The organism is Microbulbifer sp. YPW1, from assembly GCF_013367775.1.
Taxonomy (GTDB): Bacteria; Pseudomonadota; Gammaproteobacteria; order Pseudomonadales; family Cellvibrionaceae; genus Microbulbifer.
In genome coordinates, this window is record NZ_CP055157.1 from 2,831,671 (window position 1) to 2,846,251 (window position 14,581).

General features: G+C 53.4%; 12 protein-coding genes. 9 read left to right on the forward strand and 3 right to left on the reverse strand.

The window, feature by feature from the left end:
- Positions 1-2 precede the first annotated feature (2 nt).
- The 7 genes from HUW35_RS11570 to aldA all read left to right on the forward strand — a co-directional run bounded on the left by HUW35_RS11570 (position 3) and on the right by aldA (position 9,244).
- Complete coding sequence (locus tag HUW35_RS11570; protein ID WP_181252477.1) at positions 3-776, forward strand: SDR family oxidoreductase; 774 nt, start codon at positions 3-5, stop codon at positions 774-776.
- A gap of 12 nt (positions 777-788) precedes the next feature.
- Positions 789-1,943 carry a mandelate racemase/muconate lactonizing enzyme family protein gene (locus HUW35_RS11575; protein ID WP_181252478.1) on the forward strand — a complete coding sequence of 385 codons (1,155 nt, stop codon included), beginning with the start codon at positions 789-791 and terminating at the stop codon, positions 1,941-1,943.
- A 38-nt stretch (positions 1,944-1,981) separates the two neighbouring features.
- Positions 1,982-4,435 carry a beta-galactosidase gene (locus HUW35_RS11580; protein ID WP_181252479.1) on the forward strand — a complete coding sequence of 818 codons (2,454 nt, stop codon included), beginning with the start codon at positions 1,982-1,984 and terminating at the stop codon, positions 4,433-4,435.
- A 365-nt stretch (positions 4,436-4,800) separates the two neighbouring features.
- Positions 4,801-5,934: a mandelate racemase/muconate lactonizing enzyme family protein gene (locus HUW35_RS11585; protein WP_181252480.1), complete on the forward strand. Its 1,134-nt coding sequence runs from the start codon at positions 4,801-4,803 to the stop codon at positions 5,932-5,934.
- A 12-nt stretch (positions 5,935-5,946) separates the two neighbouring features.
- Positions 5,947-6,978 (forward strand): zinc-binding dehydrogenase, encoded by a 1,032-nt coding sequence (locus HUW35_RS11590; RefSeq protein WP_181252481.1) that lies wholly within the window; start codon positions 5,947-5,949, stop codon positions 6,976-6,978.
- Positions 6,979-7,020: 42 nt separating this feature from the next.
- A complete protein-coding gene (locus HUW35_RS11595; RefSeq protein WP_181252482.1) occupies positions 7,021-7,785 on the forward strand; it encodes an SDR family NAD(P)-dependent oxidoreductase in 765 nt (254 codons plus the stop codon).
- A 4-nt stretch (positions 7,786-7,789) separates the two neighbouring features.
- The gene (aldA, locus tag HUW35_RS11600) at positions 7,790-9,244 is read left to right on the forward strand and encodes an aldehyde dehydrogenase (RefSeq protein WP_219932543.1); all 1,455 of its coding nucleotides are present in this window, start codon (positions 7,790-7,792) and stop codon (positions 9,242-9,244) included.
- Between the two features lie 151 nt (positions 9,245-9,395).
- Here the strand turns inward: aldA and HUW35_RS11605 are convergent, their stop codons facing one another.
- Positions 9,396-10,004 carry a GntR family transcriptional regulator gene (locus HUW35_RS11605; RefSeq protein ID WP_181252483.1) on the reverse strand — a complete coding sequence of 203 codons (609 nt, stop codon included), beginning with the start codon at positions 10,002-10,004 and terminating at the stop codon, positions 9,396-9,398.
- 356 nt (positions 10,005-10,360) lie between these two features.
- Between HUW35_RS11605 and HUW35_RS11610 the strand changes: the two genes are divergently transcribed.
- Positions 10,361-11,263, forward strand: a complete 903-nt coding sequence (locus tag HUW35_RS11610) for a 2-dehydro-3-deoxygalactonokinase (protein ID WP_181252484.1) — start codon at positions 10,361-10,363, stop codon at positions 11,261-11,263.
- 52 nt (positions 11,264-11,315) lie between these two features.
- Here the strand turns inward: HUW35_RS11610 and HUW35_RS11615 are convergent, their stop codons facing one another.
- Positions 11,316-12,206, reverse strand: coding sequence for an SMP-30/gluconolactonase/LRE family protein (locus tag HUW35_RS11615; protein ID WP_181252485.1), 891 nt, complete (start codon positions 12,204-12,206; stop codon positions 11,316-11,318).
- 157 nt (positions 12,207-12,363) lie between these two features.
- Between HUW35_RS11615 and HUW35_RS11620 the strand changes: the two genes are divergently transcribed.
- Positions 12,364-13,377 carry a zinc-binding alcohol dehydrogenase family protein gene (locus HUW35_RS11620; protein ID WP_181255678.1) on the forward strand — a complete coding sequence of 338 codons (1,014 nt, stop codon included), beginning with the start codon at positions 12,364-12,366 and terminating at the stop codon, positions 13,375-13,377.
- A gap of 38 nt (positions 13,378-13,415) precedes the next feature.
- Here the strand turns inward: HUW35_RS11620 and HUW35_RS11625 are convergent, their stop codons facing one another.
- On the reverse strand, positions 13,416-14,405 hold the full coding sequence (locus HUW35_RS11625; RefSeq protein WP_181252486.1) for a DUF5107 domain-containing protein: 990 nt from the start codon (positions 14,403-14,405) through the stop codon (positions 13,416-13,418).
- Positions 14,406-14,581 lie beyond the last annotated feature (176 nt).

The following is a 14,581-nucleotide window of genomic DNA, read 5'->3' on the forward strand; positions in this document are numbered from 1 at the left end:
TCATGTCTAAAACCTTGCTGGAACAGAAGGTGGTTGTTGTCACCGGTGCCGCTGCGGGAATTGGTTGGGGCATCGCCCAGGTGTGTGCCGAGGCGGGTGCAACGGTGGTGCTGGCAGATATCAATGATGCGAGCAATCGCGTAGAGACCCTCAAGGATCGTGGTTTTGATAGCGCGTACATGCCACTAAACGTGGGCGACGCGGCTGCCATCGAGCCGTTTATAGCGGCCGTGGTCACACGCTTCGGCCGTATCGACGGTCTGGTAAATAACGCTGGGGTCACGATTGAAGGCGATTTTCTCGATTTTGAACTGGACAAAATCGAGTGTCTGTGGGAAGTCAATCAGCGCTCGGTATTTCTGCTGTGCCAGGCGGCGGCGAGACGCATGCAGGCGGGGGCCGCTATTGTGAATATCGCCTCTAACCACGCCGGTGCCAGTGTTGCGGGTTACGAGATGTATGCTGCCACCAAGGGAGCCATCGTTGCGATGACCCGCGCCATGGCTTGGAGTCTGGGCCGAAAAGGTATTCGCGTGAACAGCCTTTGTCCCGGGCTGACTAAAACGGAAGCGGTTGCCAAGGTGGAGGAAGATAACCCTTCTCTGGCGATGTCATTTGGCAAAATGCATGCGGATGGTCAATACAACACCGTGGATGAAATCGGGCACATAGCCGCATTTCTTCTCTCACCTCATGCCGGCGCGTTGACGGGCTCCAACCTCACCGCTGATCACGGCATGAGCGCGGCGCTGTGTCCCACTGACGATCTCAAGTAAAAGGTCTATTTGATGAAAATTACCGATATCAAGGTATACCCGGCCTGGGTGGGGCACCGCAATCTGTGTCTGGTGAAAGTGGAGACCGATGAGGGAATCTACGGTTGGGGTGAGTCCGGCTTGTCTAGTCGGGAACTGGCGGTAGCCGGTGCCGTGAAGCACTTCCGTGAATTTCTGATTGGACGTGATGCGCGTAATATCGGCGCGCTCTGGCAGGAAATGTATCGCAGCCAGTATTTTGAAGGCGGCCGAGTACTGACTGCAGCCATTTCTGCTATCGATATCGCATTGTGGGATATTGCCGGTAAAGCCCTCAATGTGCCGACTTATCAGTTGCTGGGTGGCAAGCAGCGTAACGAAATTCCGCTGTTTGTAACTTCGACCAAGCCGATGGGGCAGGCGCTGATGGACGACTTCCGTGCGCTGCGGGAGCAAGGCTGGGAAGTAATTCGTGCGACCACTGGCGAGCAGGGCTCGCCGATCGAGCCCACAACCTTTGATGTACGCAAATCGATTGCGGCTGCAGCGGGCAGCCTTAAGGAAATTCGCCAGGAGCTGGGTGAGGAATTGGTCCTGGGTATCGATTATCACCACCGCCTGTCGGTCGCGGAAGCCGCCAGTTTCTGTCAGAAGCTGGGTGAGGGTGTGCTCGATTTTCTTGAAGAACCGATTCGCGATCAGTCGCTCGGTGCTTATCACGGGCTGCGCAAAATGACGAATATCCCCTTTGCCATTGGTGAGGAGTTCGCCTGCAAATGGGATTTTATGCCGTATATCGAACAGGACCTTACCAATTTTGCGCGCATTGATGTGTGTAATGTCGGCGGCCTAACCGAGGCCATGAAAGTTGCGGCAATGGCGGAGAGCCACTATATCGACATTATGCCGCACGATCCGCTCGGCCCCGTTTGTACCGCGGCTACGATCCAGATGTGTGCAGCCGTGCCAAATCTCTCCTGGTGTGAGATCGCGCCCTACGACAGTAATAAATCCGACCACGATAAATACTTCATCAACCGCCCAATAGAGAGCAATCGCGTCTACCCGGTGGGTGATGCGCCTGGTCTGGGAATCGATGTGCATGAGGAAATGCTGGCGGAGCAGTCTTTCAAGTTTTGGGAAGCGCCCCGGTTGTACAAACCGGACGGTAGTTACACCAACTGGTAACCACAGATACAAATTGAAAAATAAGATCGGGAACAATAATGAATTCAGAGCGATTGGAGTTTAATACAGGCAAGCGTATTGCTCGCTCCCTGCTGGGCTTGACGATTGCGGCAGCGGCTACCGGTGGGCTGGTTGCCTGCGGCGGTTCCGAGCTAGCAACTGAAAGCAAGCAAGCTTCCGCGGAGCAATCGGCTGGAAGCCAGTCGCGTTCAAGTTTGCTCGCGGAAGAGCTTGTTCTGGAGGGGTTTGATGGTGGAGGGATTCCGAACTCTGTACAGGTGTATAACGGAAGCGCAGCGCTGGTAGGCGGTGAGGACGGTAATCAGGCGCTTCAGGTCAAGCTCAAGCTTCGTGACAATAACAGTGCCGGTTTGGTAATAGAGCCCTCAGTCCCCTGGGACTGGAGTGAGTTTTCTGACTTCAACTTTGCTTTTGATGCTGTTAATCACGGAACAGAGTCGTTGCAGATTGATGTCACCATGACCGATAAAAATGGTGACAGCTACACTCGAGGGATGGTGGTCGCAGCGGATGGAAAATCGAGCACCTTCTATGCAAAGCTGGACGGGCATGATCAACAGGACCCTGACAGTGCGGCAAAAAATGAATTCAATTTTTCATCAGGGCTGCGCTCCAATCCGGTCACCTGGCATTCGGATGACCAGCAGTTACATTCTTTTTGGGGCAAAAAGCAGCTCGACCTTAGTGGTATCACCAAGATTGTATTTGGCTCCGACGGTAGTTTGAGTGACAGGCAATACACAATTGATAACCTGCGTCTGCGCGCAAACCCCGCAATGGACAAGAATTTTCTGAGCGGACTACTGGATAAATACGGCCAGAATGCCAAGGTGGACTACGAAGGCAAGATTCATTCCGACGAGGAGCTGGCTGGCGTTGTTGAGAAAGAGCTGTCTGGCTTGTCCGGAAAGCCGAACTCTGACCGTTCCAGATTCAGCGGCTGGAAGAATGGTCCAAAATTCGAGGCAACCGGTTTTTTCCGCACGCAGAAAGTAGGTGGTAAATGGTCGCTGATCGATCCGGAGGGATACCTGTATTTTTCAACCGGTATCGATATCATTCGCCTCTCCAATTCTTCGACGATTACAGGATACGACTACGATCACGCTCTGATTCCCAAGCGTGACGCCGATGAGCTGGTGGCGGAAGATGATCAGCCGCTCAACCGGGTTGACCGCAAGGCCTGGGAAACCCGCACTCTGGTTTCCGACACGCGCGCCAACATGTTCAATTGGCTACCGGATTACGATGATGACCTCGGCAATCACTATGGCTATCGCCGCGAGACCCAGTCTGGTCCCGTGAAGCAGGGCGAAACGTTCAGTTTCTACAGTGCAAATCTTGAGCGCCGATACGGTGAGACTTATCCAGAGTCGTATCTGGACACGTGGCAGAAGGTTACTGTGGACCGGATGCTGGACTGGGGTTTCACTTCCTTGGGGAACTGGGCTGCCGAGCCCTATTACAAGCAGAAGCAGATTCCGTTTGTTGCCTTTGCCGATATCATCGGGGAGTTCAGTACGCTTTCCAGTGGTTTCGATTTCTGGCACCCAGTACCGGATCCCTATGATCCGCGCTTCTATCAGCGGTCATTGGTCGCTGCCCAATCTGTTTCCGAGCAGATTGAAAACAGCCCATGGTGTATGGGGGTTTTCTTTGATAACGAGCAGAGTTTTGGTCGTCTGGAAAGCGACGAACTGCACTACGGTATCGTGATCAATGCACTGTCGCGGAGCGGCGAGGACACGCCAGCAAAAGTTGCCTTTACCAAAATCCTGAAGGAAAAGTATCAAACCATCGACGCCCTGAACAAGGCATGGGGAAAGCAGGTCGCGTCCTGGGAAGCCTTTGAAAAGGGCATGGACTCCAGTATTACCAGCGATTCGCAACGGCAGGATTACGCATCCTTGCTTCTCGACTACGGAAATCAGTACTTTGGTACGATAAACCGGGCCATGAAGTCGGTAATGCCCAACCACCTGTATCTGGGGTCTCGACTTCCCAGCTGGGGGATGCCGGAAGAGATCGTGAAGGCTGCCGCGAATCATGTGGATATCATTTCCTACAACCTGTACGAAGAGGGACTGGTGCCTTCAAAGTGGGAGTTCCTATCCGAAATTGACAAGCCGAGCCTTATTGGTGAATTCAGTTTTGGTGCTGATGATCAGGGGCACTTTCACCCAGGCATCGTGATTGCTGCCGACCAAAAGGATCGGGGGCTAAAGTTCAAGAACTATGTAAATTCCGTGGTCGATAACCCCTATTTTGTCGGCGTGCATATGTTCCAGTATATGGATTCCCCTATTACCGGGCGCGCATTCGATGGGGAAAATTATGCGAATGGGTTTGTCTCCGTCGCAGATGTTCCCTACGTAGAAATGGTGAAAGCCGCCAAGGATGTACATAAATCACTTTACGAGCGCCGTTACGGTGATCTCACAGGTGCTGTAGCGAGCAAAAATAGTTACTAAATAGCCTGAACAAACCATAGGAGCTGCCCCGACAGCTCGGCGATAAAGCGCAATGTCATAGTCTGGCATTGCGCTTTTTTTGTGCGGGAAGTTCACAGCACAGCAATACGATGAACTGAAACGTTTACATCGTCATTGAATAAATGTAGATTGTTAACAAAGCGGGGCTGGGAAATCGTTGCCCGGGTATCTTTCCCGGCCTGATTCCACATTAGAACAGTAACTCTGTACTGAATGTAAGCCCTTGAATGACCCAATGCCGTTAGGTTGCGGTAGGGCAAAAAACTCATTGAAAAAAATTGTTAACAATCCACAATGAGCCAAAACGATAACGAGCGAACAGATATTGGGGTTCCTCCATGTTGATGGAAGTGCAAGATCAGATGTCGCGCCAGCTGGCGCCCGCGACTATCTCGACAACCAAGGTTGAGTATTACCAGGTTCCTCTGGCCGAGGTTCTGTCGGACGCCAAGCATGGGGACCATACCCACTTCGAATTGCTGGTATTCCGGGTACGCTGTGTCGACGGCCTGGAAGGTGTTGGTTACACCTACACCGGAGGGCGCGGCGGGCGGGCGATCTATTCCCTGTTGCAGGACGATATCCAGCCGTTGCTGGAGGGGCGTGACGCCTCTGAGATATTTGCCATCTGGGAAGAGATTCAGAGCCACCTGCATTACGTGGGGCGCGGCGGCCTGTTGAGCTTTGCCGTATCTGCGGTCGATATTGCGCTGTGGGATCTTCGCTGCAAGCGACTGAGTTTGCCTCTTTGGAAAGTGGCCGGCGGTGCTTCCAATACCACCAAGTGTTATGCCGGCGGTATCGACCTGAACTTTTCAGAAAGCAAGTTGCTGGACAACATTTCCGGGTATCTGGCGCGTGGTTTTAGCGCGGTGAAGATCAAGGTCGGTAAAGAAGACTGCCGCGAAGATGTTGCCCGTGTTGAGGCAGTGCGTAACCTTATAGGTGCTGATGCCACCTTTATGGTGGATGCCAATTACTCGATGACCGTTGAAAAAGCAGTGCGTTTTGGCCGCGCGATTGATCACTGCGATATCACCTGGTTCGAAGAACCCACCATTCCCGATGATTACCTCGGCTACGGCCGTATTGCCGATGCGATCAATATTCCATTGGCGATGGGGGAGAACCTGCATACGGTGCATGAGTTCACCTACGCCATTGATTTGGCCAAGCTCGGTTTTCTGCAGCCCGATGCCTCGAATATAGGCGGTATTACCGGCTGGCTGAAAGTGGCTGAACTGGCATATGCCCACAACCTCCCGGTTTGCAGTCATGGTATGCACGAGCTGCATGTGGGGCTGATGGCGAGTCAGCCACATGCGGGCTACCTGGAAGTCCACTCGTTCCCCATTGACGAATACACAACCCGGCCCATCGTGCTGGAAAACGGTCGCGCCGTCGCCTCAGACGAAGCGGGCACCGGTGTGACCTTTGATGAAACTCTGCTGAAGCCGCATCTGGTCAAGCATTCTTAATAGGTATTTTCCATGCAAGTTCAAGCAGCCCAGTACGTTGGTAACAAATCTTTCGAAGTGGTCGAGGGTCGCTGTGAGGCGCCGGCTGCTGATGAGGTGCGCCTTAAAGTTGGTTATGTTGGAATCTGCGGAACCGACATGCACATCTACCATGGTGTGATGGATCAGCGTGTAAATCCGCCGCAAGTGGTGGGGCATGAGATGTCTGGTGTCATCGATGCAGTGGGCGCGAATGTAAAAGGCTATGACATTGGTGACCGGGTTGTTGTGCGCCCGCTGGACTACTGTGGCAGCTGCCCCGCTTGTGATGAGGGCCACAGCCATATTTGTCACAACCTGAAGTTTATGGGCATTGACTCCATTGGTGCCTTCCAGAGCTACTGGAATGTCAAAGCCCGCACCCTGCACAGGCTGCCGGAAAACGTGTCCCTGAAGCAGGGCGCTTTAATCGAACCGCTCGCTGTGGCTTGCCACGATATTTCCCGGGCCCGCCTGAAAGCCGGGGAAAAAGCGGTAATTCTTGGCGGTGGTCCTATTGGTCAGCTGGTAGCCCAAGTTGCTCTTGGGATTGGCGCCGAAGTAATGATTTCCGAGCCGAGCCCCGAGCGACGCGCTTTTGCGGAAAAAACCGGTGCGCTGGCAGTAAATCCGATTGAGCAGGACCTGAAAGCGGCGGTGGAAGACTGGACTCGCGGAAAAGGCGCGGATGTGGTCTTCGAGGTTTCTGGCGTGCAGCCCGCGGTAGATGCCATGACCGAGATTGCCGCCGTGCGCGGTCGAATCTGCATGGTTGCCATTCACTCGCAGAAACCGCAGCTGGATCTGTTCAAGTTCTTCTGGCGAGAACTGGAACTGGTGGGTGCGCGCGTATACGAAGCTCAGGATTTTGAGCAGGCGATCGAAATGGTCGCCAAGGGCAAGATCGACCTGGTGCCATTCATCAGCAAAATCGCGTACTTGAATGATATCGGCAGCGCATTCGCCTCTATGGACGGCAACCCGTCTGGTATGAAAGCCCTAGTGGCATGTGGAGCAGAGGACTGAGTTGTCCATTGCGTACCGAAAAAGAACTTAGAGAGTAATACGATGTTGCAAAAATTCAGTCTCGCCGGAAAAAAAGCCCTGGTAACCGGATGTAACCGCGGTATCGGCAAAGCCATGGCCGTTGCCCTGGCGGAAGCGGGTGCGGATGTGATCGGCGTTTCCGCCAATCTCGATCTGAATGATTCCGAGGTGGGTCGTGAAGTGGCCGCCGCAGGCCAGCAGTTCTTTCCTTACCAGTGCGACTTTTCCGACCGCAGTTCACTTTACGGATTTATCGACAAGGTAAAAAGCGAACACGCCCAGATCGATATCTTGGTTAACAATGCCGGCACCATTCTGCGCGCGCCAGCCGCAGAGCACGGGGATGATCTGTGGGACAAGGTGATCGAAGTTAACCTGAATGCCCAGTTTATCCTCAGCCGCGAAATCGGTAAGGAAATGGTTGCCCAGGGTTCTGGCAAGATCATCTTCACCGCATCGCTGCTGACCTTCCAGGGCGGTATTACCGTACCCGGCTACGCGGCCAGTAAAGGAGCCATCGGCCAGATTACCATGGCGCTGTCTAATGAGTGGGCTTCCAAAGGTGTGAACGTCAATGCCATTGCCCCGGGTTATATCGCGACCGATAACACCCAGGCGTTGCGCGAAGACAGTGAGCGCGCGGCAAGTATTCTTGCTCGTATCCCCCAGGGTCGCTGGGGTGAGCCGGAAGACTTTAAGGGCCCTGTGGTATTTCTCGCCTCTGAAGCCTCCAATTACATGAATGGCAGCGTCCTCCTGGTGGACGGTGGCTGGATGGGAAGGTAAACCCATGGCGATCGAAATCAAGAACAACGTGAATTTTGTCAATGGCGCATATGTTGCTTCCGCGGCAGGCGACGTTATTGAGGTGCTGAACCCGAGCACGGGTGAGTTACTGGGTACTATTCCCAAAGGTTGCGCAGAAGATGCAGAAGCGGCACTGGTCAATGCCAAGCAGGCCCAGAAAGCCTGGGCAAAGCGTACTGCGCGTGATCGTGCAACCTTGTTGCGCAAATTCGCCGCGGCCATTCGCGCAGAGACCGAAGGCCTGGCGGAGCTGTTGGTAAAAGAGCAGGGCAAGCTGATCAGTGTAGCCCGCGATGAAGTCAACGCCACCGCGACCTTTATAGAATACGCCTGTGACAACGCGCTGACTCTGGAAGGCGATATTCTGCCTTCCGATAACGAAGGCGAAAAAATTTATATCCACAAAGTGCCGCGCGGCGTTGTGGTAGCAATTACTGCCTGGAACTTCCCGCTGGCACTTGCCGGCCGCAAGGTTGGTCCGGCACTGATCACCGGCAACAGTATTGTGATCAAGCCAACCCAGGAAACACCACTGGCGACCATGGAGTTGGGGCGCATCGCCAACCAGGCGGGTATCCCCGCAGGCGTTCTGAATATTGTGAATGGTGAGGGTTCAATCGTCGGTCAAGCGCTGTGCGAAAGCCCGCTCACCGCGATGATCACCATGACTGGCAGTACCCGTGCCGGCCAGATCATTCACCAGGCCAGCGGCAAGCACATGATTCCAGTGATGCTGGAGCTGGGCGGCAAGGCGCCGTTTATCGTGATGGAAGATGCGGATCTGGATAAAGCCGCGGAAGCCGCACTGTGGACCCGTTTTGCCAACTGCGGACAGGTGTGTACCTGTGCCGAGCGCTTGTATGTGCACGAAAGCGTATACGATGCCTTTATGGACAAGTTTCTACCCAAGGTGAAGTCGCTGAAAGTGGGCAACCCCCTGGATGCATCTTCGCAGATGGGGCCGAAGGTGAGTGCCCGTGAGATTGAGCATATCCACGAGTTGGTGCAAAAAAGTATCGCCCAGGGCGCCGAGCTGGTTACCGGCGGTAAGCCCGCAGAGGTTGCAGGCTTCGAAGGCGGCAATTGGTACGAGCCTACCGTGCTCGCCAACGTGCAGCAGGATAATATCTTGGTGCACGAAGAAACGTTTGGTCCGATTTTACCGGTCGTGAAGATCTCCAGTATTGATCAGGCGATCCAGTACACCAACGACAGCGAATACGGCCTCTCAGCCTATCTGTTTACCGAGAACATGCGTTACATCCATCGGTCCATTGCGGAAATGGAGGTAGGTGAGGTTTATGTCAATCGCGGTATCGGTGAGCAGCATCAGGGCTTCCACAACGGCTGGAAACTATCTGGTATCGGCGGTGAAGACGGTCGCTACGGACTTGAGCAGTACGTGGACAAGAAAACAGTTTATCTTTCCGAAGCCTGATCGGCTTGGGGCTCTTCCTTTCATCTCATCAGGATGATCACTTGACGCGGGGTTTATCCCCGCTTTTTTTTGTCTGTCTGAAAAGTTGCTTATATAAAAAAGCCCGACGCGATGGCCGGGCTATTCTACGTGAGCTTGATAGGAGGTTGGCCTATTTAATGTTGGCCTTCAGTGCAGTGACCGCAACATTAATCTTGTTGGCCTTTAGAGCCTCCAGAATTGCCTTGTGCTCATCTACACAATCCTTCGGCTGGGAAATACGTTTGTAGTTCATGCGCATGCGGAGGACGATTGGATGCCAGAGATTTACCAGCTCATCACCTCCAGCGGCATTTACCAGATAACGATGGAAGTCGATGTCTGCTTTGGTGACTTCATTAAACTCTTTCGCATCGAATGCATCCTGCAGTCGCTCGAGAATGTCTTCCAGCTCGGCAAAGTCCATTTCTGTCAGCTTGCCTTTCAGGCCCTGGATTGCGAAGACTTCAATTTTGCGACGGATATCAACCATCAGTTCCTGCATGCTCGGATCCAGCACGCTATTGACGGAAACCCCGCAGTTGTTTTTTGCGACTAATAAGCCTTCTTTGGTCAGTTGCAGTAAAACGTCACGTACCGGGCCACGAGAAACTCCGAACCGACTGGCGAGCTGCTGTTCGTTGAGCTTGGTGGTCGGAGCAAGCTCTCCGGAGATGATGTCAGAGCGCAATTGTTCCGCGATCTGCTCGCGCACGGGAATAATTTTTGTAGCTTCACGCATATTTGATTTCGCAACCAGTTTATTGTTCCTTCAGGGGAGGTTGCCTCGCTCAACACGGCTGACACCTTCTCCCCTGTATACCCTAGGACTTGTAAAAGACTGACCTGACGAGTAAGAGCCTATTGCTACGGACCGCCAAGTGGGTTCAGTCCAGTATTCCATAGCTAATTTACTGTAAATAGTACCTCAGACCATAGGGGTTAGCCTATCTAAAATGTTAACAATCGACAATTGAATCGATTAAGATTGGTTAATTGTAAGCAGAACAGTCTTGCGCATCACGCGATGCAGGCAGGCTACGTGTTCTGGTTAACAATCAACCAATAACAGAGTTTGTGGCCGTAGGAGTCAATGTGGTGGGTGATATTTTGGCGTGTGACTGGGGTACTTCCAGCTTCCGGCTGATGCGACTGGATAAGCAGGGGAATATTCTTACCGCAAAGGAAACAAAAGGCGGGATAAAGTCCCTAAAGCATGTGGAAATTGAGCGGTATCTTGTCGATCACTGCTGTGAAATCGCAGGCAGAGAGGCTTTGCCTGTGGTTATGTGTGGCATGGTCGGTTCTGGTATCGGCTGGCATGAGGTGCCTTACGTGGATTGTCCGGCCTCTGAGGCGACGTTAGCTGCGGGCATGCGGCAAGTTCCCTGTGACGTTCTCGACGCCTATTGCGTGCCGGGAGTGAAGTTGCAGTCGTTGGTGGGGGCTGCGGATGTTATGCGAGGCGAAGAGACGCAGGTGGTGGGTTGGTTGTCCCAAGCGAGTGAGGGGGAGCGCGCCCACAGTATTTTGTGTATGCCCGGGACCCACAGCAAGTGGGTCACTATTACCGATGGCGGCATTAGCGCCTTTTCAACCGCGTTTACCGGCGAGCTCTATGCCCTACTGACAGATCACAGTGTATTGGTGCAGGGGGAGCAGCGAGATAGCGCCGAGGCGTTTTCCGCGGGGCTGCGGGACAGCTCAGACAGTGCCAGTCTAATTCATCAATTGTTCAACGCCCGCAGTCGGGCTGTGCTCGGCTTGCAGGAGCCTGCCCATAGCGCAGCCTACCTCTCCGGGTTGCTGTTGGGCAGTGAAGTGGGTGCTATGGCTGGTGCAATTGGTAGTGATCCGGTACACCTGATATGTGGAGATTACTTGGCGGGGCCATACCGTCAGGCGTTCGAGCACTATGGTGTGGACTGCAAACACTACTCCGGGGGTACCTTCTCGGCCAAAGGCCTGTGGACCATTGCTCGGGTTGCGAAGCTGGTGTGAATCTCCACGGCGCCGGCCGCTGTGACCGGCGAGGGCATCTCCGGAGCCGGGATCAGCCCGCGTAACCAGTCTCTGGAATGCCGTGGGTATCAGTTTGGTAAACAAACAGGTGCCCGGCCTTGGGTTGTTCTCTCAGTGCCGCGGCGTCCAGGCCAAACTTGGCGGTGTTTACAAACAGCAAATCGAGATTTTCACCGCCGAAGGCGACGCAGGTTGCCTGTTTGACGGGAAGCTGGATTTCGCCGGCAGCGCTACCATCCGGAGCATAGCGCACAACTTTGCCGTTGCCCCACTGCGCATTCCAGATAAAACCCTCGCAGTCGACAGTGGACCCGTCCGGGTGAATACCCTGCTCGGTAGTCGCGATTACCCTGCGGTTACTTAGTATCCCCGCTTCTGGTTCGTAGTCGAATGCGTAAATCTCATAGCGGGGTGAATCGGCGAAATACATGGTGCGGTTGTCTGGGGACCAGCCCAGGCCGTTACTGATGCGGATATCTTCTAAGTGTTCCGAGATGTTTCCCTCCCGGTCCAGGCGATAGAGTTTGCCGCGCTGGGTCGGGTCTTCGGTCCACAACTCTGCATTATCAATGAGCGAGCCGACCCAAAAACGCCCCTGGCGATCCATGCGTCCATCATTAAGGCGGACCTTGAGATCCTTGGGGAGGCGGAAAATCCAATCCAGTTGTTGTGTTTCAGGTTGAAAACGCGCGATACCGCTCTGGAATGCGCATAGTAGCCAATCACTGTTTTCGATGAACGCAAATGAACAGAGGTTTTCTGCGGTGGGAAATACCTCAGTTCTGCGCTCCTCTGGAAAATAGCGCCACAGCTGGTTATTGGGCATGTCCGTCCAGTAAATCGCACGGTGCTCAGAATGCCACAGTGTACTCTCGCCCAGGCCGCATGCCGTGGGGATCACGTCGATCAGCGTTGTATTCACGGGAACCTCAGTCTTGTTTTGTAGATAGTCTACAATTGTGGGACCTCTGGCGGTAGTAGCTGAGAGCTGGGAAGTTTGCTGGCCACCGCATGAAGCTATCGTTAGTGAGGGTTCAAGCTAACCGCTGAAGGTGTGAAATTGGAGTGTTCAAATAATGATGAAAGCAATTGGTTATAGGGCTCCTGGTCCTATTGGCCGGGAAGACGCATTGATAGACTTCGAAAAAGAGAAGCCCCTGCCGGAGGGAATGGACTTACTTGTGAACGTCGAGGCGGTCTCGGTAAACCCTGTCGACTACAAAATCCGACAGGGAGTTGCTCCGGAGGGAAATGAGCCAAAAATTTTGGGCTGGGATGCCGTTGGAATCGTTGCTGAAGTCGGCGACAAAGTAACAGGCTTCAAGTCTGGTGACAAAGTTTGGTATGCCGGGGCGGTTAATCGCGACGGCACCAACGCCGAATATCATCTGGTGGATGAGCGCATCGTTGCACTTGCACCAACTTCTGTACCATCCGACGCGGCAGCGGCACTGCCGTTAACCGCGCTTACGGCTTATGAAATGTTATTTGATCGTTTAAAGGTGAGTGATCCCGTGCCCGGAGCGGCGAATACCATCCTCATCATTGGCGGTGCCGGAGGTGTGGGCTCCATCGCGATTCAGCTACTCCGGGCTCTCACAGATATCACTGTCATTGCGACCGCGTCACGGTCGGAAACTGAAGCCTGGGTGAAGGAACTTGGCGCGCACTACGTAGTTGACCATCGTAAACCGTTGCCTCCGCAAATAGAGGCGCTGGGGGTCGGTGCGCCGGCATTTGTTTTTTCTACCAATCATTCCGACGCTTATATCCCGCAAGTTGCAGAACTGATAGCACCTCAAGGGCATTTTGGATTGATCGACGATCCAGAAGTGGTCGATGTAGTGCCTCTGAAAACTAAGGCCGTATCGACACACTGGGAGTTGATGTTCACGCGCTCTCTTTTTGCGACCGAGGATATGGCGCGGCAAGGCGAGATCTTACAGCATGTGGCAAAGCTACTGGATGAAGGAAAGCTCAAATCCACCGCCTCAGTGACGCTGGGTCTAATTAATGCAGCCAATCTAAAGCGGGCACATGCGATACTGGAAAGTGGAAAAGCGAAAGGGAAGTTGGTACTGGAGGGCTTTTGAGCGTTCGGAAGTGCAGCGTAATGTTGCACCCCGCCGGTTCATTGCACATCTAGCTGCAGTGACCAGGATCTAGTGCTATTGGGCGGGACCTTGGGCGCAGTTTTCCTGGAGAGTAACGCCGAAAGACTGTCGGCGTTACCAATCGCGGGCTCCATTACCAGATTGAAATAGGGAGTAATGCCATCCGGCGCCCATCCACCACAATTAAGCCATAGCGCGATATGCGGTATTTCTTCAGGTAAGAAGGAAAATAACAGTCGCTCTGCTGTCGCCGGGTTTTCAATTCCGATCATCGCTGGCTCACTTGCGTCACGTATATCATTTAAGTTGGTGGAGCTCAGCAGCTTAGCGGCGAAACCGGCACCGGGGGCCGTTTCGGGAATGCTGGTAAGGTTTATTCCACTGGTAGCTATCGGCCAGTTAAAAGTTTCTCCAGTGTATACGGGTGCTCCTGGAGTGGCATAAGAACAGTGAACCTGATGTCCATCGGGTACCAGGATGCGCATCCCGGGCGTCACCTGCAGGGCCGGGTGCATGCACCAGCTGAATGGAACTGGCATCACCCCATTGTTCACTAATCGGTAGTTTATCGTAAGCGGCGCATCTCCTTGTGGCAGAATCAATGTGCGCTCAAAGGTTACAGGTATTGTTTGGCAGTCGTGCTGAAGTTTCAGTATAGCGCGGCCATCTTCTTCTACTGTTGCGACAGAACGACTCCAAGGGCGGCCAAATAACTCACCGTGATCTGGCAGGCTGATTCCTGCAAAGTAGCCTGCTGATTCTGGGAGCACACACGCATCTACACTGGGGAAGCATTCGTCGATACCTCCTGTATCATGTAATTCCGTATAGCTTTGAGACTCTAGTGCGGTTCGGTACTCAAGGTTCAGGTTACGCCACAGCCATTCTTTGCCACTCGCTGCGGACGTTAGGCTGATTATTTTTCCACCTAGGTTGGGAATGATGTCCAGAGAAAGGCGATCGTTCTTAAGTCGAATTGCGGGGTATCCATTAAACTGGCGGGTCATTGAGGCTCGTTTTTGCTTCTTCTCATGTCCATCAAAGATACTAGCTTCCCACCTGTTGGGGCTAGGTACATGGTAAAAACCTTGTGGGGGCGCACACTGTCATTGATTGCCTACTGATCAACTGGAAGGGGTTAGTGTGCAATCTTTATTGTTCCAAATTGGTTAGTGTGCGAACT